The 21059-nt window shown below is 73.4% G+C and carries 18 protein-coding genes and 1 pseudogene; 9 read left to right on the top strand and 10 right to left on the bottom strand.

The window, feature by feature from the left end; translation table 11 throughout:
- Positions 1–82: 82 nt before the first annotated feature.
- Complete coding sequence (locus tag AB0A94_RS07085) at positions 83–1168, bottom strand: mechanosensitive ion channel family protein (protein WP_361740044.1); 1086 nt, start codon at positions 1166–1168, stop codon at positions 83–85.
- 314 nt (positions 1169–1482) lie between these two features.
- Between AB0A94_RS07085 and AB0A94_RS07080 the strand changes: the two genes are divergently transcribed.
- Positions 1483–2019, top strand: a complete 537-nt coding sequence (locus AB0A94_RS07080; RefSeq protein WP_217127748.1) for an HNH endonuclease — start codon at positions 1483–1485, stop codon at positions 2017–2019.
- A gap of 70 nt (positions 2020–2089) precedes the next feature.
- On the opposite strand, the gene AB0A94_RS07075 is transcribed toward AB0A94_RS07080, so the two are convergent.
- Entirely contained in the window at positions 2090–2545 is a 456-nt protein-coding gene (locus tag AB0A94_RS07075) for an ATP-binding protein (protein ID WP_361740040.1), read from the bottom strand.
- Between the two features lie 161 nt (positions 2546–2706).
- Between AB0A94_RS07075 and AB0A94_RS07070 the strand changes: the two genes are divergently transcribed.
- Both AB0A94_RS07070 and AB0A94_RS07065 read left to right on the top strand, forming a co-directional pair.
- Positions 2707–3615 (top strand): helix-turn-helix transcriptional regulator, encoded by a 909-nt coding sequence (locus tag AB0A94_RS07070; protein WP_361740591.1) that lies wholly within the window; start codon positions 2707–2709, stop codon positions 3613–3615.
- A complete protein-coding gene (locus AB0A94_RS07065; protein ID WP_361740037.1) occupies positions 3615–3809 on the top strand; it encodes a DUF397 domain-containing protein in 195 nt (64 codons plus the stop codon). Before AB0A94_RS07070 ends, AB0A94_RS07065 begins: the two co-directional genes overlap by 1 nt.
- Here the strand turns inward: AB0A94_RS07065 and AB0A94_RS07060 are convergent.
- Entirely contained in the window at positions 3800–4456 is a 657-nt protein-coding gene (locus tag AB0A94_RS07060; RefSeq protein WP_361740034.1) for a class I SAM-dependent methyltransferase, read from the bottom strand. The two genes, AB0A94_RS07065 and AB0A94_RS07060, sit on opposite strands and share 10 nt — an antisense overlap.
- A gap of 712 nt (positions 4457–5168) precedes the next feature.
- Between AB0A94_RS07060 and AB0A94_RS07055 the strand changes: the two are divergent.
- A pseudogene (locus tag AB0A94_RS07055) lies at positions 5169–5430 on the top strand (HNH endonuclease); the annotation flags it as partial.
- 75 nt (positions 5431–5505) lie between these two features.
- On the opposite strand, the gene AB0A94_RS07050 reads toward AB0A94_RS07055, so the two are convergent.
- The 4 genes from AB0A94_RS07050 to AB0A94_RS07035 form a co-directional block, all read right to left on the bottom strand.
- Positions 5506–6873, bottom strand: a complete 1368-nt coding sequence (locus AB0A94_RS07050) for an FtsX-like permease family protein (RefSeq protein ID WP_361740031.1) — start codon at positions 6871–6873, stop codon at positions 5506–5508.
- On the bottom strand, positions 6870–7568 hold the full coding sequence (locus AB0A94_RS07045; protein ID WP_361740028.1) for an ABC transporter ATP-binding protein: 699 nt from the start codon (positions 7566–7568) through the stop codon (positions 6870–6872). The genes AB0A94_RS07050 and AB0A94_RS07045 overlap by 4 nt, the downstream gene beginning before the upstream one ends.
- Positions 7565–8098, bottom strand: a complete 534-nt coding sequence (locus AB0A94_RS07040; RefSeq protein WP_361740025.1) for a PadR family transcriptional regulator — start codon at positions 8096–8098, stop codon at positions 7565–7567. Before AB0A94_RS07040 ends, AB0A94_RS07045 begins: the two co-directional genes overlap by 4 nt.
- Before the next feature lie 80 nt (positions 8099–8178).
- Complete coding sequence (locus AB0A94_RS07035; protein WP_361740022.1) at positions 8179–11097, bottom strand: beta-N-acetylglucosaminidase domain-containing protein; 2919 nt, start codon at positions 11095–11097, stop codon at positions 8179–8181.
- A gap of 297 nt (positions 11098–11394) precedes the next feature.
- Here AB0A94_RS07035 and AB0A94_RS07030 point away from each other — a divergent pair, with 297 nt between their 5' ends.
- From AB0A94_RS07030 to AB0A94_RS07020, 3 genes are all read left to right on the top strand, one after another.
- The gene (locus AB0A94_RS07030) at positions 11395–11676 is read left to right on the top strand and encodes a hypothetical protein (RefSeq protein ID WP_361740019.1); all 282 of its coding nucleotides are present in this window, start codon (positions 11395–11397) and stop codon (positions 11674–11676) included.
- Position 11677: 1 nt separating this feature from the next.
- The gene (gene malQ, locus AB0A94_RS07025) at positions 11678–13744 is read left to right on the top strand and encodes a 4-alpha-glucanotransferase (RefSeq protein ID WP_361740016.1); all 2067 of its coding nucleotides are present in this window, start codon (positions 11678–11680) and stop codon (positions 13742–13744) included.
- Positions 13745–14005: 261 nt separating this feature from the next.
- Positions 14006–14281 (top strand): hypothetical protein, encoded by a 276-nt coding sequence (locus tag AB0A94_RS07020; RefSeq protein ID WP_361740013.1) that lies wholly within the window; start codon positions 14006–14008, stop codon positions 14279–14281.
- A 143-nt stretch (positions 14282–14424) separates the two neighbouring features.
- Here the strand turns inward: AB0A94_RS07020 and AB0A94_RS07015 are convergent, their stop codons facing one another.
- Positions 14425–15006, bottom strand: coding sequence for a TetR family transcriptional regulator (locus AB0A94_RS07015; protein WP_361740010.1), 582 nt, complete (start codon positions 15004–15006; stop codon positions 14425–14427).
- A gap of 128 nt (positions 15007–15134) precedes the next feature.
- Here AB0A94_RS07015 and AB0A94_RS07010 point away from each other — a divergent pair, with 128 nt between their 5' ends.
- The gene (locus AB0A94_RS07010) at positions 15135–16634 is read left to right on the top strand and encodes an FAD-dependent monooxygenase (protein WP_361740007.1); all 1500 of its coding nucleotides are present in this window, start codon (positions 15135–15137) and stop codon (positions 16632–16634) included.
- Between the two features lie 23 nt (positions 16635–16657).
- Here the strand turns inward: AB0A94_RS07010 and AB0A94_RS07005 are convergent, their stop codons facing one another.
- Positions 16658–17164: a MarR family transcriptional regulator gene (locus AB0A94_RS07005; protein ID WP_361740004.1), complete on the bottom strand. Its 507-nt coding sequence runs from the start codon at positions 17162–17164 to the stop codon at positions 16658–16660.
- Positions 17165–17274: 110 nt separating this feature from the next.
- On the opposite strand from AB0A94_RS07005, the gene AB0A94_RS07000 reads away from it, so the two are divergent.
- Positions 17275–18282 carry an EamA family transporter gene (locus tag AB0A94_RS07000; protein ID WP_361740001.1) on the top strand — a complete coding sequence of 336 codons (1008 nt, stop codon included), beginning with the start codon at positions 17275–17277 and terminating at the stop codon, positions 18280–18282.
- 130 nt (positions 18283–18412) lie between these two features.
- Here AB0A94_RS07000 and pepN read toward each other — a convergent pair whose 3' ends face one another.
- Positions 18413–20989 carry an aminopeptidase N gene (gene pepN, locus AB0A94_RS06995; protein WP_361739998.1) on the bottom strand — a complete coding sequence of 859 codons (2577 nt, stop codon included), beginning with the start codon at positions 20987–20989 and terminating at the stop codon, positions 18413–18415.
- Positions 20990–21059 lie beyond the last annotated feature (70 nt).

Genomic DNA, 21059 nt, shown 5'->3' with positions numbered 1-21059 from the left:
TTCCCGTACGGGGAGCGTCAGGAGCGGTACGGGAAAGGGCGGCGCCCGGCAAGTCCCGGGTGCCGCCCTTCGGGGTCGACGGTCACTTCGTGGTGCTCGGCGGGGGCAGCGGGGAGGCCGCCGCCGACTGCGGGGAGACCGTGCTCGAGTAGACCGACGGGGGCGCGACGCCCGCAGTGGGGTCGGGGGCGGCCACGTCCTCCATGGCCGTGGCGCCGCCGACGATACGGATGCCCGCCGCGTCGAAGGCGCGCTTGATGCGCCAGCGCAGCTCCCGCTCCACGGTCAGGGACTTGCCGGGCATGGTCTTCGCCGAGAGGCGGATCACCATCGAGTCCAGCAGCACCGAGTCCAGGCCGAGCACCTCGATCGGGCTCCACAGGAGCTCGTTCCAGGGCTCCTCCTTGCTCATCTTCTCGGCGACCTCGCTCAGCACGGCCTTCACCCGGTCCAGGTCCTCGTCGGAACGGACCGTGACGTCGACGCCCGCGGTCGCCCAGCCCTGGGAGAGGTTGCCTATGCGCTTGACCTCGCCGTTGCGGACGTACCAGATCTCGCCGTTGTCGCCGCGCAGCTTGGTCACCCGCAGCCCGACCTCGATCACCTCACCGGAGGCCACCCCCGCGTCGACGGTGTCGCCGACGCCGTACTGGTCCTCCAGGATCATGAAGACGCCGGAGAGGAAGTCCGTGACCAGGTTGCGCGCGCCGAAACCGATCGCGACACCCGCGACACCGGCCGAGGCCAGCAGCGGGGCCAGGTTGATCTGGAAGGTGCCGAGGACCATCAGCGCGGCCGTGCCCAGGATCAGGAACGACGCCACCGAGCGCAGCACCGAGCCGATCGCCTGCGAGCGCTGCCGGCGCCGTTCGGCGTTGACCAGCAGACCGCCGAGCGCGGTGCCGTCCACCGCCTGGCCGGTCCGGGACATCCGGTCGACCAGCTTGGTGATCGCCCGCCGCACCATGACTCTCAGTACCGTCGCGATCACCAGGATCAGCAGGACCCTGAGCCCGATCGCGAGCCACGTCGACCAGTTCTCCTCGATCCAGCCGGCGGCGTTGCCGGCGGTCTCCTGGGCGTCCTGGAGCGAGGGCACCCGTGGTGTCCCGGACTCCGAGGGCGTCGGCGACGGATCGACGGCCGACAGGACGGCGGACAAGGACACGGCAGGTACCTCCAGGTGCATGTCTGCCCCCGGTGCGGCGGTCAATAGCTTCAAGGTCACGAAAGGGTCACCGTCGCGGGCAGAACCACCACACTAACGGGGCATTGTGAGCGGATCGGCGGCATGTGTGAAGAAGAGACCGTCCTCACCCGCGCTTGAACCGGCCATGATCCTGGGGATGAATCGGGATGTGGTCGAAAACACTCCCAGCCCGTTACCGGGACATGGTGGCGCGTCCACCAGGCATGAGGGGAGACTGACTACGGATCGTCCCGGCGCGAGCCACGCGCCGCCGGCGTACAAGGAGGCCGTCCGTGCCGCATGTCCTGGTCCTTAACGCGTCGTACGAGCCGCTCGGCGTCGTACCGCTCCGCCGCGCGCTCGTGCTCGTCCTCGAGAACAAGGCAGTCTGCCTCGAGGAGACCGGCGCCCATCTGCACAGCGCGACCGTCACAGTCCCCGCACCCAGCGTGGTCCGGCTCAAGCGTTTCGTGCGGGTCCCCTACCGGGGGCCCGTTCCTCTCACCCGCCGGGCGCTGTTCGCCCGTGACGGGGGCCGGTGCATGTACTGCGGTGGCGTCGCAACCAGCGTCGACCACGTCATCCCGCGCAGCCGCGGGGGCAAGCACGTCTGGGACAACGTGGTGGCGTCCTGCCGCCGCTGCAACCACGTGAAGGCCGACCGTCACCTGTTCGAGCTGGGCTGGCGCCTGCGCCACAAACCCGCCCCGCCCACCGGCCTGGCCTGGCGCATCATCGGCACCGGCCACAGGGACCCGCGCTGGCTGCCCTACCTGCAGCCGTACGGCGCGGACGACGCGCTGGCCCGGATCGACGGCATCTCCGCCTGACGCCGTATCCGGGCCTACGCATGACGGGGCCCGGCTCCGGGGTGCTCCGCGCGGCGTGAACACTCCGGTGTCAGGTGTGCACGCTTGCGCGGACGGGCTCCGGGGCGGGCACGTCCCACTCGGCGTACACCGTCTTGCCGACGGTCCGCGGTTCCCAGCCCCACCGCGCGGCGACCGCCTCGACCAGTAAGAGCCCCCGTCCGAACTGATCGGCGGCGTCGCCCCCGGCCGGACGCGTCCTCGGCGGCCGCTCGCCGCGCGGGTCGCTCACCTCGACCCGCAGGGTGCGGTGACCGAGGGTGACGTGTACGCGGATGAGCCGTCCCCGGACGCTGCCGTGCAGCAGGGCGTTGGTCATCAACTCCGACACGACGAGGGCGACGTCCCCGGCGAGTCCCGGCTGCCCCCACTCGGCGACGAGCCGCGCGGCCCGGCGCCGGGCGAGGGGGACGCTGCGCTGGGTGGGGGTGTAGTCGAGCCGGTCCTCGTGGAGGAGTGGTACCGGCAAGGGGACGGGTTCTGCCATGGGGGATGCCTCCGAGTGGGGGCGGCGGTGTCTCTGCCGTGCCTGCGTGGGGCAGGACGGTGCGCTTCCGCCGAGTGAGCGAATGGGTACCCACCGTAGCGAGGCGAGCCGTACGGGAGTAATCGCTACGGGGAATTAATTCCCCAGAACTCGACGTGACCCTGGATCACCGCCACACTGTGGCGGTGACGCGATCAACTCAAGCCGTAGGAAACCGGGTCTCGACAGTTCTGGGCCGCAAGCTGGGTGCCGAACTGCTGCGTCTGCGTGACGCCTCGGGCAGGACGCAGACGCAGGCGGCCGGCATCATCTCCGCGACCGCGACGAAGATCGTGAAGATGGAACGTGGCTGGGTTCCCATGCGGGACCCGGACATCCGCGCGCTCTGTGAGTTCTATGGGGTACGCGAGGACCGGGCAGTCAACCGGCTCCTCGGTATTGCTCGGCTGGACCGGGAACGTCGTAAGGCGAAGGGGTGGTGGAGGCAGTCGCCACAGGCCGAAGCGGTGGCGGAGTACATCTCCATGGAGGATGTGGCCAGTCGGGTCCGCACCTGGCAACAGTCCTTCGTGCCCGGCCTGCTTCAGACGCCCGAGTACACAAGGGCCCTGGTGGTCAGTGAGGGCGTTTGGACGGACCCGGACGAGATCGAAGGTGTCGTAGACGTCCGGATGAAGCGGCAGGAGCGTCTGGAGGGGAGCGAACCCCTTCAGCTGTACGCGGTCATCTGGGAGGCGGCTCTACGACAGCAGGTCGGCGGGCCCGACGTGATGCGAGCGCAGCTTCACCGCATCCTTGAGCTGGCTCAACTCCCCAATGTGCGACTTCAAGTGCTGCCCTTCCGTGCGGGCGGACACGCCTGTATGGCTGGAGCTTTCAGCATCGTCTCGTTCGTCGAACCCGAGGCCGTGGACGTGGTCCACGTCGACACCATCGCGGCTACCGTGTGGGTCGAGGACGAGTTCGAAAGCGCCACGTACAGCTCGTTCTTCGATCGCACCGCACGACTGAGTCTGGCCCCCAAGGACTCGCTCAGACTGATCGAGAGCATCAGCGAGGACATGCATTGATGAACGACTTCGACTTCGTGAAGTCCAGCTACAGCAGCGGAAGCGGGGAGTGTGTGGAAGTCGCTCTCAACGTCCCGGAGACCGTCGCCGTCCGCGACTCCAAGGACTCCGGTGACGGTCCGATACTCCGCCTCGCGCCGCAGGCCTGGGCGCGGTTCGCGGGGGCGCTGGGGCGGCTGCCCGCTCAGGGGTGACGCCACGAGAGTGTGTAGCGCCAGAAGAGCCGCCGGCGCAGCCGGGCGCCGGGCAGGACCTCGCGGGCCTCACCGGCGATGTCGGAGAAGGTCATGTCGGCCGGCCGGGTCCGCGCGGTCATCGAGACGGGCCGGGGCGCTCCGCGGCCCTTGTTCTTGAGCCACCCGGTGGCGGCGTTCAGCGGGGTGGCGGCTGCGCCGAGCAGGTGGTCCGTGGCGGTCTGCGGCCGGAAGAGGCCCACGACGACCAGGGTGCCGCCGGGAGCCAGGTGCCGCCGGAAGGCGGTGAGGGCCTCGGTGAACGGCAGATGGTGGATGGTGGCGACGCAGGTGATGACGTCGTGGGGTCCGGCGGGGAGTCCCGTCAGGGCGTCCGCGACCGCGAAGGACACCGGCGTCGTCCCAGGGGTCAGTGTGCGCGCCCGCGAGGTGATCGCGGGATCGGAGTCGATGCCCCGGACCTCGTCGGCGCGTGTGGCGAGGAGCCGGGCCAGGTCGCCGGTGCCGGAGCCGACGTCCAGTGCCCGGCCGAACCGGCGGGGGAGCTGCCGCAGGATCCACCGGTGGTAGTGGGCGTTGTGGTCCCAGGGGTGGGCGGCGTTGAACCGGTCGAGCGCCTGGAGAACTCGGTGCGGCAGTGGCGTCATGTGGTTCCTCGGAGGACGGTCCGCGCTACGGAACCGCGCTGAGAGAGCGAAGAGGAGGAGCCGGAATCAGTCGCGGGAGCGGCGACCGCGGACGTGTTGTCAGACGACGGCCCCGGCATCGCGCGCGGCCGACCTGCCGTCAGTACCGCCGGCGATCCCCGGACCGCGCCGATGGGGCGGTGACCCGCGTACTCCACGTACTCGACCGGCTGCACCACCCGGCGGGACATGACCCCCCGAGGACTCATGACACCTCCCCTGCCGAAAAGAGTGAGCATCTGACGGGTGATTGCAACCCGCTCACTCAAATGAGCGGAACATGAACACCGAAGGCCGAGATGCTCCCGATTTTCAGAGGGATGCATGCCTCCTGGCGGCGCGGCGAGGGATCGGTCCCACGATGTGATGCGGGCGGTCAAGGCCTCCGCGTCCCGGTACCAGGGCCGTGGCGAGCTCCAGGGAAGCGGCGGTCCGCGAAGTCTCCCGTGAGGACGGGCCGGATGCCCGACTCGGCAGCACCGACCGTCCCACCTGTGAATTCCGGCGCCGTGAACCGCGGCACCATGCGACGGAACGCCACCTCGAGGAGCCTGCTGTACGCGCACAACAGGATCCGACGCCCGGTCAGGGCGACGAAACGGCCATGGGCGGTCCGCCGGGGCTCTGCGGGGCGTGGGCGGCGGACCGACAACACCGCGAGTACCTCCCCGACGTCGTAACCAGCGTCGACCACGTCGCGTCCCGCGCAGCCGCGGGGGCAAGCACGTCCGGGACAACGTGGTGGCCTCGTGCCGCCGCTGCACCCACGTGAAGGCCGACCGCCAGCTGCTCGAGCCGGGCCGGCGTCTGCGCCACAACCCGCCCCGCCCACCGACCTGGCCTGGCGCATCACCAGGCACCGGGACCAGGCACCGGGCCCTGAGCACCGGGACCAGCGCCGGCTGTCGTACCTGCAACCGTACGGCGCGGACGACGATCCGGGCCAGCGCACTGCCCGGCCCGGGAAGCCCCCCGCGCTTCCCGGGCCGTCCGGCACGCCCGCCGGCGGGTCACGCGTACCGCAGCTCCGCGGGCCGCACCGTGCGCCCCAGCAGGGGAAGGGCGGTGGCCGCGGCCAACAGGCAGGTCGCATAGACCGCGAGCGGGACCAGCAGGGCCGCCCACGGCCAGGAACCGGCCCCGGTGAGCGCGGCGTACCCGGTGCCGACCGCCATACCGCCGACGCCCGCCAGCAGCAGAGCCGGTGCGAGCGGCAGCGCGGTCTCCAGCAGCAGAGCCCGGTTCAGCACCGCGCGCGGCACCCCGGCGGCGGCCTGCGCGGCCAGGCCCCGGCGGCGGGTGGAGAGCGACTCGGCGGTGCCGACGGCGAGCGCGGACAGGGTGATCACCAGTCCCACCACGATCGCGGCGGCGGTCAGGTCCAGCCCCGTCGTGTAGTACGTGATCCTCTCCCCGAGGTGTCGGCTCTCGTGCAGATCCTCCAGGAACGCCTGCCGTACGCCCACGAACCCGGTGCCCACCACCGTCACCAGCAGGACCGCCGCGTGCGTACGGGCCGCCGCCCACGGGTCGTCGCGCAGCCGTCCCGCCGCGATCAACGTCGCCGCCGAACGGGTCCGGACCGTCAGGGTCCGCCCCACGAGACGGCAGGTGGCCCCGGACAGCCACACCGAGCCCGCGCCGACCGCGAGGAGCGCCGCGAACACCGTCATCGGTGTCCACAACCGCATCGGGCCGCGGGGAGGGCCGACCGAGGTGATGCCCGCCGCGAGCAGCGCCAGCCCGGCCAGCAGCAGCAGCGACACCAGGAACAGCCGTCCCGGCCCGCGCCCCGAGCGCGCGGGGCCGACCCGGCGCACCCAGCCGAGCGGCGAGGCCACCACCCTGCGCAGCGCCAGCCCGCCCGCCGCCGCGCCCAGCACCGGCACGGCGACGGCGACCAGCGCGAGCGCCACCCAGGTGAGCACCGCCGGACGTTCCCACACCCGCACCAGGGCCAGTACCGAGACGACGGTCGCGACCGCCGACCCGAGCAGACAGGCCAGCCCGGTCTCCAGCGCGGCGATCCGCCGCACCTGGCCCGGGGCCGCCCCGGCCAGTCGCAGCCCGGCCAGCCGCCGGTCGCGGTGCAGCGCCCCGATCCGGGCGCACTGACCGAGGAAGCCGAGCACCGGGACCAGAAGCAGCAGCAGGGTGAGGACCACCCCGGAGCGGGTGCCGGGCTCGCTGAGCAGTCCCTCGGCGAGGGACACGGGGTAGTTGCCCCGCAGGGAGGCCAGGGTGGCGGCCGTCAGCGCCAACCCGGTCGCGAGCGCCGCGCCGGCCGCGGTGAGCGCGATCCGCCACCACTCCCGCCGGTCGGAACCGCGGGTGAGCTGCCAGGCGAGCCGCAGGTCGGCGTCGAGGGACGTCGTCACGCCGTCACCTCCAGCGGGGCCACGGCGCCGTCCCGCAACTGCACTTCCCGGTCCGCGTACGCCGCCACCTGTGCGTCGTGCGTGATCAGCAGCACCGCCGTGCCGGCCTCGCGGGCCGTGTGCACCAGGGCCGTCATCACCTGCTCGCTCGCCAGCGAGTCCAGCGCGCCGGTCGGCTCGTCCGCGAAGACCACCCTGGGGCCGGTGACCAGGGCGCGGGCCAGCGCGGTCCGCTGCGCCTGGCCGCCGCTCAGCTCGCCGGGCCGCGACTCCGCCTGCCCGCGCACCCCGAACCGCTCCAGCCACTCCCCGGCCGTCGCCCGGGCCTTGGTGCGGGCGGTACCGGCCAGCATCAGCGGCAGCGCCACGTTGTCGAGCGCGGTCAGCTCCGGGATCAGCTGCCCGAACTGGAACACCACCCCGAACTCGGTGCGGCGCAGCTCGCTCAGCCGCTTCTCCGGCAGCTCCTCCAGCCGCTCACCGGCGTACGTCACCGACCCCTCGTCGGGACGGACGATGCCGGACAGGCAGTGCACCAGCGTCGACTTGCCGCTGCCGCTGGCGCCGGTGACCGCGAGGATCTCACCGGCCCGCAGTTCGACGGAGGCGCCGCGCAGGGCCTCGGTCCTGCCGTGCGCCTTGACCAGGGAGCGGCCCGCGAGCAGTGGCCCCGCCGTGTTGTCCCGCATGCTCATGCTGTGTCGACCTCCGCGGTCAGGGTGGTGAGCCGGGCCGCCGTGGTCGTCATCCAACGAAGGTCGGCGTCCAGGTGGTTGAGGGCGAAGTCCGCCGAGAGCACGGTCGCCAGATCCGCGCCCCGCGCCGACTTCACCGCGGTCAGCTCCCGCATCCGCTCCATGTGGGCGGCGCGCTGCGCGCGCAGATACGCGGCCGGGTCGCCGCCGGACAGGATCGACACCACGACCTTGGCGAAGATCTCGTTCGTCACGAACGGCGCGGGCGGGGCGATCTCCCCGGCCCAGCGCGCCAGTTCGCGCGTCCCGTCGTCCGTGGTGCGGTACAGCGTCCGCTCCGGACCGCCGTCCGAGTCGGTTCCCTCGACCTCGGCGAGGCCGTCCCGGACCAGGCGTTGCAGCGTGGTGTAGGCCTGCCCGTAGGCCAGCGGGCGGGCCTGCGGGAAGCGTTCGTCGTGGCGTCGCTTGAGGTCGTAGCCATGGCTCGGCCCCGAGGCGAGCAGGCCCAGCAGGATGTGGCGGGTGCTCATGACGTCATTATGTACTCAGTACATGTACTGAGTGAATAGTGATCACCGAAAAGATCCACACCGAATGAGGGGAGGGACGCTCAGTCCGCGACCGCGTACGCCTCCACCGACCACAGCGAGTAGCCGTACCGCGTGGCGCGCTTCTCGCCCTGGACCCGGATGTGGCGGACTTCGGGCTCGTCCATGCGGACGGTCTCCCGGCCCTCGTGGCCGTCCCGCACCGTCGCCGCCGTGCGCCAGGTGCGGCCGTCCGCCGACACCTCCACGCGGTACGCCGACGGGTGCGCCTCCTGCCAGTGCAGCGCGACCTTCCCCAGCCGCACCGGGCGCTCCAGCTCGACCTGCCACCAGGCGTCGTCGTCGACCGGGGACGACCAGCGCGTCCCCGGGTCGCCGTCGTTCGCCGCCGGGGCCGGGAAGTCGGGCGTCTCGTCGGCCGAGGAGCTCGCCCGGCCGGTGCGGGCCAGGTCGGGGCCGGCGGTGCGCGGAACGGCGTGGACCGTCAGCGTGCGGGTCGTGCCGGCGAAGGCGAGCCGGACGTCGTACGACCCGGTGGGCGTGCCCGGTTTCACGGTCACCTCGACCGGGACCTCCACCGGCGTACCGCGCGGGACGGTCAGCGCGTCCTTCGGCACCCGGACCCCGACCCCCTTCGGCGCCTTCGCGGTCAGCCTGCCGCGCACCTCGCCGGGACGCAGCGGGCCGAGGGTGGCCGTCACCGTCCGGGTGCCGCCGATGTCGGTGTCCGCGCGGTCGTCGGACAGCTCCAGGGAGGCGGCGGGCGCGTCCGTGAACCAGGGGACCAGGTGCCGCACCCGGGAGGCGTCGGCGCCGGTGACCCGGACGGAGTCCACCGGGTCGTCGCCGGGCCGCAGTTCGGTGGCGCCCGTCGCGGACAGCGCGCCGAGGCGACGCCACCCCTCGCCCGGCACCCTGACCTCCACGGCCCCCCGCGTGCCGGGCTCGGTGAGCACCGTCACGGCGTCCAGCGCGCGGGCGCGCGGAAGGCGGAGCGTGCGGTCGCCGCCGGACCGCGCCGGCGGCTCGTGGTCGATGCCCGCCCAGTTCTCGTACGCCTTCTGCGCCCGGCTCAGGAACGGGTCCAGCACGCCCTCGCCGACCGTCACCCGGGACGGTTCCAGCCGGGCCCGCTGCTCGCCCAGCCGCCGGTACGCCGTCCAGGCGGCGCCCGCGTCCCCGGACCGTTGCGCGCGGAGCAGGTCCAGGGCCGTGGTGCCCGCCTCGCCGTAACGGGCCAGCCGCCGGGACCACGGGCCGGTCTCGGCGGCGAGCCCGGTCCCGGACAGCCGCTCCGGCAGCTCGCGCAGGACGGTGAAGGCCGCCCGCAGCCGCCCGGCCTCCGCCGTCCCCTCCGCTGTCCCGCCCTTGCCGCGGGCGGTCGTGCGGGTCCGCCAGAACGCTTCCACCAGCGGCCGCAGGTACGCCGACTCCTCGCCGCCCAGCACCGAGGACGCGGTGTTCCCGGCGAGCGCGGCCAGGGCCTCCCCGCGCCGGGCGTCACCGGCGGCGAGGTCGGCGATCGCGGCCCGCCAGGACTCCCGGGGGCGGTAGTCGCGCGGGTTCCAGGCGAAGTCGGCGGCGGTGAACAGCGGAACGCGGGACGCCTCGGGCTGCTCCATCGCGTTGGCGAGCAGCGCGGCCGAACCCGTGGCGACGGCCGGTTCACGGCCCTGGTAGGGGCCGAGGAAGATCCGGCCGGGGGCGTAGTCGTTCACCGGGTAGTTGTCCATGGTCACCAGCGGATGCCCGAACACGCGCCGCGCCTCCGCCAGTTGGCCGCCCGTGATGGTGCGCGGCACCACCCCGACCCCGGTCCACGCCACCTCGACCCCCGCGTCCAGTTCCTCCGCGAGGGCGCGCCGGTACGCCGTCGAACCCTCCTCGTAGAACTCGGTGGGCATCACGGACAGGGCGGGGGAACCCGGGTGACGCTCCGCCAGGTGCCGGGCCACCGCGTTCACCACGTGCGCCTGGGCGCGGGCGGCGGCGCCGGGTCCCGAACCGAACCGGTCGGCGTCCGCCCCGCAGTGCCACTCGCTGTAGCTGACGTCCTGGAACTGCAGCTGGAAGGCGCGGAAACCCAGTGCCCACATCGCGTCCAGCTTGCGGGTCAGCGCCCGCAGGTCGTCGTCCGAGGCGAAGCACATCGCCTGCCCCGGCGCCACCGCCCAGCCGGGCGTGACGTGGTTGCGCCGCGCCCGCTCGGCCAGCTCCCGGAACTCCGCCCGCCGCTCGGCCGGGTACGGCTCGCGCCAGCGGGCCTGCCGGTGGAGGTCCTCGCCGGGTGCGTAGAGGTACCGGTTCTGCTTGGTGCGGCCCATGAAGTCCAGCTGGGCCAGCCGCTGCTCGTGCGTCCACGGAGTGCCGTAGAAGCCCTCGGTGATGCCGCGCACGGCGGTGCCGGGCCAGTCGCGGACGACGGCCGCGGTGAACGTGGCGCCGTCCGGGCGCAGCAGCTGGCGCAGTGTCTGCACGGCGTGGAACAGACCGTCGCCGTCCGCGCCGGTCAGGGAGACGGCACCCTTGCCGACGGTCAGCGCGTAGCCGCCGGCGGGGAGGGCGTGCCGGGGGTCGTCCGAGGCGCGTTCCCTGCCCACGCGCACCACGAGCGCCCCCTCGGGCACCCGGGCGCCGGGGGCGGTGAACCGGCGTGCGCCCGCCTCCCGCAGCAGTGCGCGGAGCGCATCGAGGGTGTACGCGTCGGCCGTCGCGTCCGCGGTCAGGGCGACCTCCTCGGTCACCGCGACCGGGGCGCCGTTCGCGCGCAGCGAGTGGGGGCGCGGCCACACGGACGGCTCCGCCGCGCGAGCCGTGCCGGCAGTCGGGGACGTGTCGGCGGCCAGGGAGGTGGTGGCGGGCGGCGCGGCCACGGCGGCGGGCGCGGTACCCGGGGTCCCGGCGCCCAGGAGTCCGGCGAGGACGGCGAGGGCGAGGGTGGTCCTCCTGGCGTTCGCCGTCCTCCCGCGCCGCAGTCGCACAGGGCCCTCCTGATCGCTCGACGGGCCGCCCGGCCCGGTGGCCGGTGCGGCCGTGTCCATTCCGTTACCGAGGAACCCCGAGCCCACCATTTCTGCGGTGAACGTGTCAATGAGAGGGGGTGTTGTGGCGCGTTTGTCCCACTGCGGAGAGAGGAGACGGGGGAAGAATGTGATCAGGGACACGTGGGAAGAGTTTGTGCGTCTGGCATCGCGCCCCCTGGGTAGGGCTGCGAGATAACCCGCACGACCCGCACGCCCCGCGTGATCCGCGCGCCGTGCCCGACGAGGAGGCCATCTGTGGCTGCACCCGCCTACGTTCCTTCCCCCATCCTGTCCAAACCCGCGGCGGAGCTCTCCGCCGACTTCGAAGAGCCGCACTTCTGCGTCTTCAGCGCGGAAGGCCCCTGCGCCGAGGTCCCGCTGACCAGCGAACCCCCGCTGCCCGACGCCGAACCCCTCACCAGCGAACCGCCGCTCGCCGACACCATCCCCCTGACCAGCGAGTCCGACGCCTTCCTGGACACCTCGGACTCCTCCGGACTCGACTCCTTCCCGGCCCAGTACCGCCCGGAGCCCTAGGGTGGGCGCGCCACGGCCGGCCGAACCCCCTTCCGGGGACCTGTCCCGGCTCGCCGCCCTGCACGGCGTCGCCACCTCCTACCGCCCCTCCCCCGACCGCACGGTCGCGGCCTCGGCCACCGCCGTCACCCTCGCGCTGGCCGCCCTCGGCGTGGACACGGCCACTCCGCAGGCCGTCCGCGCCGCCCTCACCGCCCGCGAACGGGAACTCGGCGAGCGGCTGCTGCCCCCCACCCTGGTCGGCTGGGACACCCACGCCCCCGCCGCCCTGGCCGCACTCCCCGAGGGCACCCGGCTGCACGTCGTCACCGAACAGGGCGAGACCCGCGCCTCCGCCGAGCACCTCCCGCCCGGCGTCCACGAGGTGACCGCCACCGCCCCCGACGGCCGCACCGCCCGCGCCCACCTGATCGTCGCCCCGCCCAGGCTGCCCGCGCCGCCCGGACGCTCGTACGGACTCCTGGTCCAGCTCTACTCCCTCCTCTCCCGCCGCTCCTGGGGCATGGGCGACCTCGCCGACCTCGGCGAACTCGCCGGCTGGGCCGGACGCGCCCTCGGCGCCGGATTCGTCCAGGTCAACCCCCTGCACGCGGCCGTCCCCGGCCCGCCGACCGACCCCTCCCCCTACCGCCCCTCCTCCCGCCGCTTCCCCGACCCGGTCCACCTGCGGATCGAGGACGTCCCCGAGTTCGCGTACGTCGACGACCGCGACCGCGTGCGCGCCCTGCTGGAGCGGGCCGGACGACTGCGCGAGGCGGTGCTGGACCGGGGCGCCCTGATCGACCGGGACGCCGTGTGGGAGGCCAAGCGGGAGGCGCTGGAACTGGTGCACGAGGTCCCGCTCGGGCCCGGCCGCCGCGCCGCCTACGACGACTTCCGCGCCGGACAGGGCCGGGCCCTTGAGGACCACGCCACCTGGTGCGCGCTCGCCGAGGTCCACGGCGCCGACTGGCACCGGTGGCCCGCCGCACTGCGCGACCCGCGCTCACCCGACACCGCCCGCGCCCGGCGCGAGCTGGCGCACCGCGTCGACTTCCACTCCCGGCTCGTCTGGCTCACCGACGCCCAGCTCCGCGCGGCGCAGCGGGCCGCGCGCGAGGCCGGGATGCCGGTCGGGATCGTCCACGACCTCGCCGTCGGCGTCCACCCCGGCGGCGCCGACGCCTGGGCGCAGCAGGAGTACTTCGCGGCCGGCACGTCCGTCGGCGCGCCCCCGGACGCCTTCAACGCGCGCGGCCAGGACTGGGGCCTGCCGCCCTGGCGCCCCGACCGGCTCGCCGACTCCGGGTACGCCCCGTTCCGCGCCCTGCTCCGCGGGCTCTTCCGGTACGCGGGCGCCCTGCGCATCGACCACGTCATGGGCCTGTTCCGGCTGTGGTGGGTCCCCGAGGGCCACCCGCCCACGGAGGGCACGTACGTCCGCTACGACGCCGAGGCGATGCTCGCCGTCCTCGTCCTGGAGGCGTCCCGGGCCGGGGCGGTGGTGATCGGCGAGGACCTGGGCACCGTCGAGCCCGGCGTGCGCGAGGCACTGCGCGAACGGGGCGTGTACGGCACGTCGGTGCTGTGGTTCGAGCGGGACTGGGACGGCGACCGGCGCCCGCTGCCGCCGGACGGCTGGCGCGCGGACTGCCTGGCGACCGCGACCACCCACGACCTGCCGCCGACGGCCGCGCGGCTCAGCGGTGAGCACGTGGAGCTCCGGGACAGCCTGGGGCTGCTCACGCGGCCCGTGGCGGAGGAGCGGGCGGAGGCGGTGGCCGACACGGCGGAGTGGCGGGAGCTGTTCGTGAGGCTGGGGCTGCTGGGGGCGGGCGCCTCCGAGGAGGCCGAGATCCAGGCCGTCCACCGGTACCTGCTGCGTACGCCGGCCCGGATGATCGGGGTCTGGCTTCCCGACGGCATCGGCGACCGGCGCCCGCAGAACCTGCCCGGTACGTGGGACCAGTACCCGAACTGGCGGCTGCCGATCGCGGACGCGCGGGGGAGACCGGTGACGCTGGAGGAACTGGCGGGGTCGGCGAGGCTGCGGGCACTGACGGACGTGCTGCTGAGGGGCCGTTCGTAACCGCGGGCAGTCGTGCCTCCCCCAGTGCCTCAAGGACCTGGGAGGTACCCCCAGGGCGATGGGGGTCCCCCGCCCGAGCGAAGCCGAGAGCGGGGGAGAAGCCGAGAGTGGAGGAGGCACCCCGCCGGCGCCGGGCCGCGCGAACACCCCCCCGGGTCCGCACCGGCGCGGGGCACCGCGTGCCGCCCCGGAGCGGGCAGGCCCGTCCCTTAGCGCACCCCGCCCGCGCGCACCCCGACCGCGTTGGATAGTTTGGGCACCGTGGACAAGAAGAACGCCCTGCGCGCCGGCGCCCTGGCAGCCGGTACGACGCTGATGATGCTGCTCATGTCGTCCCCCGCGCTCGCGCTCACCCGCGACGACGGCGACGACCCCGGCACGGGCCTGAGCGTCATCGAGACGCTGGGCCTCTACGTCGTGGCCCCGATCGCGCTGTTCGTGATCATCGCCGCCCTGGTGATGGTCGGCGACAAGTCGCACCAGAAGAAGGACACGACCAGCTCCAACATCGCCACCAAGGCCGAAGCCAAGGCCTGATCCGGGGCAGGCCGCTCACGAGCGGTCCCGCGCACTTCCACGAGGGCGCCGACCCTTCCGTACGCACGCGCATCCGCCGTACGGGACGGGACGGCGCCCTCGGCGCGTCCACCGTGCGGCGAGGCGGCGGGCCCGGACGACGCTCACTGCGGGTACGGCGCCGTCAGACAGCGCTGCACGGCGGGCGCCAGCCACGCCACGGCCTCCTCGGTGTCCAGCGCCACGGCCGGCGGGAACCGCAGGACATAACGCGTCAGCGCCAGCCCGAGCAGGTGCGACGAGACCAGCGCGGCACGCACCGGTACCTGCTCGGGGTCGGGGCAGAACCGGCGGGCGAGCGGGAGGACCTGGTCCCGGAAGACGCCCCGCATGCGTTCGGCCCCGGCCTCGTTGGTCGCGCCGGCCCGCAGCAGGGCCGTGAGCACGTCGCTCTCCTCCCACATGGCGAGGAAGTGCGTCACGAGGACCCGGCCGACCTCCTCCCGGGACAGCGACGACGGGTCCGGCAGCCTCAGGTCGATGGTGACGGCCGCCGCGAACAGGCCCTCCTTGTTGCCGTAGTAGCGCATGACCATCGACGGATCGATGTTCGCGTCCCTGGCGATGGCGCGGATGGTGGCGCGCTCGTAGCCGTCGGCCGCGAAGCGCTCACGGGCGGCGTCGAGGATCGCCGTGCGCGTGGCCTCGGAGCGGCGCTGCGGTGCGGGGGGCTTGCTCGATGTCATGCCGACAACCGTATGCCAACGCCTGTAGGCCAACAAGTGTTGACGTTCTGACCGGTGTCGCTCTACGGTTGTCCACAGATGTTGGCCAACAAGCGTTGGCAAACGACCGTTGGCATCCAGGAGGCCCCATGAGCGGCACCGGCACCAACTCCACCCGCCCCGACGCCACCCGCCCCGGCGCCGAGCACTCCGGCTCCACATCCCCCGTGATCGTCGTCGGCTCGGGCCCCACCGGCCTGCTCCTGGCCGGTGACGTCGCGGCCGCCGGCGTCCCCGTCACCCTCGTCGAGAAGCGCCCGCACGGAATCAGCAACCTCTCCCGCGCCTTCGGCGTGCACGCCCGCACCCTGGAACAGCTCGACGCCCGCGGCCTCGCCGACCGGCTGCTCGCCACCGGCACCACCATCACCGAACTGCGCCTCTTCCGCCGTCTCACCCTCGATCTGGGCGCGCTCCCGTCCCGCTTCCCGTTCCTCCTCGTCACCCCGCAGTACGAGGTCGAGCGGCTCCTGGAGGAAAGGGCGCGCGCACTCGGCGTCGAGTTCCTCTTCGCGCACGAGGTCGTGGGCCTGCGGCAGGACGGCGCCGGCGTCGACCTCGACATGCGGGGCCCGGACGGTGCGGCCGTCACCCGCCGCGCGGCCTACGTGGTCGGAGCCGACGGCCACCGCAGCGCCGTACGCCGGGCGGTCGGCCTGCCCTTCCCCGGCGTCTCCGTCATCACGTCCCTGTTCCTGGCGGACGTCCGGCTCGCCGAACGACCCGGGAGCGTGCTCACCGTCAACGGCACGGGTGACTCCTTCGCGATGATCGCGTCCTTCGGCGACGGCTGGTACCGGGTCATGGGCTGGAACCGCCGCCACGAGGTCCCCGACGACGCCCCGCTCGACCTCGACGAGGTCAGGGAGGTCACCCGTCGCGCCCTCGGAACCGACTACGGCATGCACGACGCCCGCTGGCTCTCCCGCTTCCACAGCGACGAACGGCAGGCCCCCGAGTACCGGGTCGGACGGGTCTTCCTGGCCGGCGACGCCGCGCACGTCCACTCACCGGCCGGCGGCCAGGGGATGAACACCGGTCTGCAGGACGCGGCCAACCTCGGCTGGAAGCTCGCCGCGGTCGTCGACGGCCGGGTGCCCGAGGGGCTCCTGGACACCTACCAGGCCGAACGCCACCCGGTCGGCCGGGCCGTGCTGCGCAGCAGCGGCGGACTGGTCCGGCTGGCGCGGGCGCGGCACCCGGCGGCGCGTGCCGTGCGCGCCCTGGTCTCCGCGTTCGTCAACGTCTCCCGGCCCGCCCGGACCAGGGCCCTGGCCCAGATCTCGGGCATCGGTCACGCGTACGCCGCCCCGCGCGGTGCCCACCGCCTGGTCGGCACCCGGGTCCCCGACGTGGCGCTGGAGGGCGGCCGTCTGCACGAGGCCCTGCGCGGCGGCCGTTTCGCGCTGATCACCCCGGAGCCGTACGACGGCGGGGGCGCGCGCGGGCGACGGCTGGCGGTGGAGCGCTGGGCGTCCGGCGCCCGCCGTACGACCGTGCTGGTGCGCCCCGACGGATACGTGGCCTGGGCGTCGGACGCGGCGGGCCCCGCCGAGATCGAGGCCGCGCTCGCCGCACACGTCGGCTGAGGAGCCGAGGAGGAGGGCGGTCCCTACCTCTCGGCCGCGAACAGCAGCTCCCGCAGCAGGCCGGCCAGTTGCTCCGCCCGCTCCCCGTCCAGTGCGGACAGGGCCTCCGTCTGGACGGCGAGACCCGCGCCGACCGCCGCGTCGATCAGGCGCAGGCCCGCCTCGGTGAGCGTGACCTGCAGTCCGCGGCGGTCGTGCGGGTCGGGGGAGCGGCGGAGCAGTCCCGCGCGCTCCAGCTTGTCGAGGCGGCCGGTCATCCCGCCGGTGGTGAGCATCAGCGTGGCCGAGAGCTGGCGGGGGGAGAGGGTGTGGGGCTCCCCGGAGCGGCGCAGGGTGGCGAGGACGTCGAACTCCCCGCGTGAGATCCCGTACCTGGCGTACTCCTTCTCCATCCGGTCGCCCATGGCGCGCGCGAGCCGGAAGACGCGCCCGAAGACCTCCATGCCGGCGGTGTCGAGATCGGGCCGCACCCGCGCCCACTGCTCGATGATCGCGTCGACGGGGTCCTGGGGGCGCTGCTCTGCGGTCATGGGCAGGAGTATCCGCCGGGAATGGGTCATCCGCAAGAAAGTGGCTTGAGGGCAAGTAGCTTGCCGCTAAGCTACTTGTCATCGACCTACTCGGAAGAGGTGCGCCCGTCATGGCCGCGAACCGCGCCACCCTCATCGCGCTCACCGCCCTCGCCCCCGTCTCCTGGGGCACCACCTACGCCGTGACCACGGAGTTCCTCCCGCCCGACCGCCCCCTGTTCACCGGTCTGGTGCGTGCCCTGCCCGCCGGACTGGTCCTGCTCGCCCTCGTCCGGGTGCTCCCGCGCGGGGCCTGGTGGTGGAAGGCGACGGTGCTCGGCGCGCTCAACATCGGCGCCTTCTTCCCGCTGCTGTTCCTCTCCGCGTACCGGCTGCCCGGTGGCATGGCGGCGGTGGTCGGCTCGGTGGGCCCCCTGCTCGTGGTCGGCCTCTCGGCGCTCCTGCTGGGGCAGCGGCCGACGGCACGGAACGTGATCACCGGGGCCGTGGCCGCGTCCGGCGTCAGCCTGGTGGTCCTGAAGGCGGCCGGCGCGCTGGATCCGCTGGGCGTGCTCGCGGCCCTCGCCTCCACCGCCTCGATGTCCACCGGCACCGTCCTCACCAAGCGCTGGGGCCGCCCGGAGGGTGTCGGCCCGCTCGCCCTGACGGGCTGGCAGCTGACGGCCGGCGGCCTGCTGATCGCACCCGTCGCCTTCCTGGCCGAGGGCGCGCCCCCCGCCCTGGAGGCCCCGGCGGTCGGCGGCTACCTCTACCTCGCCCTGGCGAACACGGCGATCGCGTACTGGCTCTGGTTCCGGGGCATCGGCCGCCTCACCGCCACCCAGGTCACCTTCCTCGGCCCGCTCAGCCCCCTCACGGCGGCGCTGGTCGGCTGGGCGGCCCTCGGCGAGACGCTGACCCCGATGCAACTGGCGGGCATGGCAGTGGCGTTCGGGGCGACGGTGGCGGGACAGACCGGCCCGCCCGCCCGGACGGCCCGTGCCGCGGGACCCTCGGGGGGACCCGGCGGAACGGTCACGGTCCTCCGCCCGGCCCGGGCGATCTCGTCCGGACCGTCGTCGGGTTCCCGGACGGGGGCGACCGGTAGCGGCCGGTTCCCGGCCGGGGGCGACCGGTAGCGGCCGAGTCGCAGACGGAGCCGGCAACCGCCGCCCGGCGGAACGCCGACGGGGAACAGGGGCGCCCGGAACGCCGACGGGGAACAGGGGCGCCCGGAACGAGGCCGGGCGCCCCTGATGCGCGTACCGGCTAGGACGCCGCCGCGTCCGCCGCCTGGGCGCGCAGGGCGCGCTCCACGCCCGCGCGGGACTCCGAGACCAGGCGGCGCAGGGCCGCGCCCGGCTCGGCGGAGGCCAGCCAGGCGTCCGTCTTGTCGAGGGTCTCGCGGGAGACCTGGACCGTCGGGTAGAGGCCGACCGCGATCTGCTGGGCGATCTCGTGCGAACGGGACGCCCAGACGTCCGCCAGCGCCTCGAAGTACCGGTCCGTGTACGGCGCCAGCAGCTCGCGCTGGTCGGTCTGGACGAAGCCGGCGATGACCGCCTCCTGGACGGCGTTCGGCAGCTTGTCGGACTCGACGACCGCCTCCCACGCCTCCGCCTTGGCCTGCGGGGTCGGGCGGGCCGCGCGGGCGGTCGCGGCGTGCCGCTCACCGGCCGCCGTCCTGTCCCGCTCGTACTCGGCCGCGATCTCCGCCTCGTCGAACCGGCCCACCGCCGCCAGCCGCTGCACGAACGACCAGCGCAGCTCCGTGTCCACGGCCAGCCCCTCGACGGTCTGCGTACCGGCCAGCAGGCCCTCCAGCAGGTCCAGCTGCTCCGGCGTGCGGGCCGTCGCGGCGAACGCCCGCGCCCACGCGAGCTGGTGGTCACCGGCCGGCTCGGCGGACCGCAGGTGGGCCAGCGCGGCGTCGGTCCAGCGGGCCAGCAGGGTCTCGCGGGCGTTCGGGTCGGCGTACAGGTCGATCGCCAGCTTCACCTGGCGGTGCAGCGACTGCACGACACCGATGTCGGACTCCTTGCCGATGCCCGACAGGACCAGGGACAGGTAGTCGCGGGCGGCGAGTTCCGCGTCCCGGGTCATGTCCCAGGCGGAGGCCCAGCACAGCGCGCGGGGCAGGGACTCCGCGAAGTCGCCGAGGTGCTCGGTGACGACGGCGAGCGACTGCTCGTCCAGGCGGACCTTGGCGTAGGAGAGGTCGTCGTCGTTCAGCAGGACGACCGCCGGGCGGCGCTTGCCGACCAGCTGCGGTACGGCCGTCAGCTCGCCGTCGACGTCCAGTTCGACGCGCTCGCCGCGCACCAGCCTGCCGTCCGCGTCGAGGTCGTAGGCGCCGACCGCGATGCGGTGCGGGCGCAGCGTCGGCTCGCCCTTCGCGCCGGCCGGCAGCGCGGGGGCCTCCTGGCGGACGGCGAAGGAGGTGACCACACCGTCGGCGTCCGTCTCGATCTCCGGGCGCAGCACGTTGATGCCGGCCGTCTCCAGCCACTGCCTCGACCACGTCTTCAGATCGCGGCCGGAGGTCTCCTCCAGCGCGCCCAGCAGGTCGGACAGGCGCGTGTTGCCGTACGCGTGGCGCTTGAAGTACGCCTGCACGCCCCGGAAGAACTCGTCCTCACCGACGTACGCGACGAGCTGCTTCAGCACGGACGCGCCCTTGGCGTACGTGATGCCGTCGAAGTTGACGAGCACGTCGTCCAGGTCGCGGATGTCCGCCATGATCGGGTGCGTGGACGGCAGCTGGTCCTGGCGGTAGGCCCAGGTCTTCATGGAGTTCGCGAAGGTCGTCCACGAGTGCGGCCACTTCGAGCCCGGCGCCGCCGCCTGGCAGGCGATGGACGTGTAGGTGGCGAACGACTCGTTCAGCCACAGGTCGTTCCACCACTCCATGGTGACCAGGTCGCCGAACCACATGTGGGCCAGCTCGTGCAGGATGGTCTCCGCGCGCACCTCGTACGCCGCGTCCGTCACCTTCGACCGGAAGACGTACTGGTCGCGGATGGTCACCGCGCCCGCGTTCTCCATCGCGCCCGCGTTGAACTCCGGCACGAACAGCTGGTCGTACTTCTCGAACGGGTACGCGTAGTCGAACTTCTCCTGGAACCAGTCGAAGCCCTGCCGGGTGACCTCGAAGATCGCGTCGGAGTCGAGGTACTCGGCGAGCGACGGACGGCAGTAGATGCCGAGCGGGACGGACTGGCCGTCCTTCTCGTAGACGCTGTGGACGGAGTGGTACGGGCCGACGATCAGCGCCGTGATGTACGACGAGATGCGCGGGGTCGGCTCGAACGTCCAGACGTTCTCCCGCGGTTCGGGCGTGGGCGAGTTGGAGATGACGGTCCAGCCCTCGGGCGCCTTCACGGTGAACTGGAAGGTCGCCTTCAGGTCCGGCTGCTCGAAGCTCGCGAAGACGCGGCGGGCGTCGGGCACCTCGAACTGGGTGTAGAGGTACGCCTGGTCGTCGACCGGGTCGACGAACCGGTGCAGACCCTCACCGGTGTTGGTGTACGCGCAGTCGGCGCTCACCCGGAGGATGTTGCGGCCCCTCAGCAGGCCGGGCAGGGCGATGCGGGAGTCCGCGAAGACCTCGGCGGGGTCGAGGGAGTCCCCGTTGAGGGTCACCTCGTGCACGGTGGGAGCCACCAGGTCGATGAAGGTCTCCGCGCCGTCGCCGTCCTCGGCGACGTCGAAGCGCACCGTGGTCACGGACCGGTAGGTGCCGCCCTCCTGCGCGCCGGAGAGGTCGAGATCGATCTCGTACGAGTCAACGGTCAGCAGCTTCGCCCGCTGCCGCGCCTCTTCGCGAGTCAGGTTTGTGCCAGGCACGCGGTCATCTCCTCGATATGTGTGGGTTGCGCCATCCTTCCACGCGACATCGGGATGAGGCGATGACCGA

It is taken from the genome of Streptomyces sp. NPDC044984, from assembly GCF_040646935.1.
Classification (GTDB): Bacteria; Actinomycetota; Actinomycetes; order Streptomycetales; family Streptomycetaceae; genus Streptomyces.
Note: the sequence above shows the minus strand (reverse complement) of the source record. Positions and strands in the feature narration are given on the sequence as shown.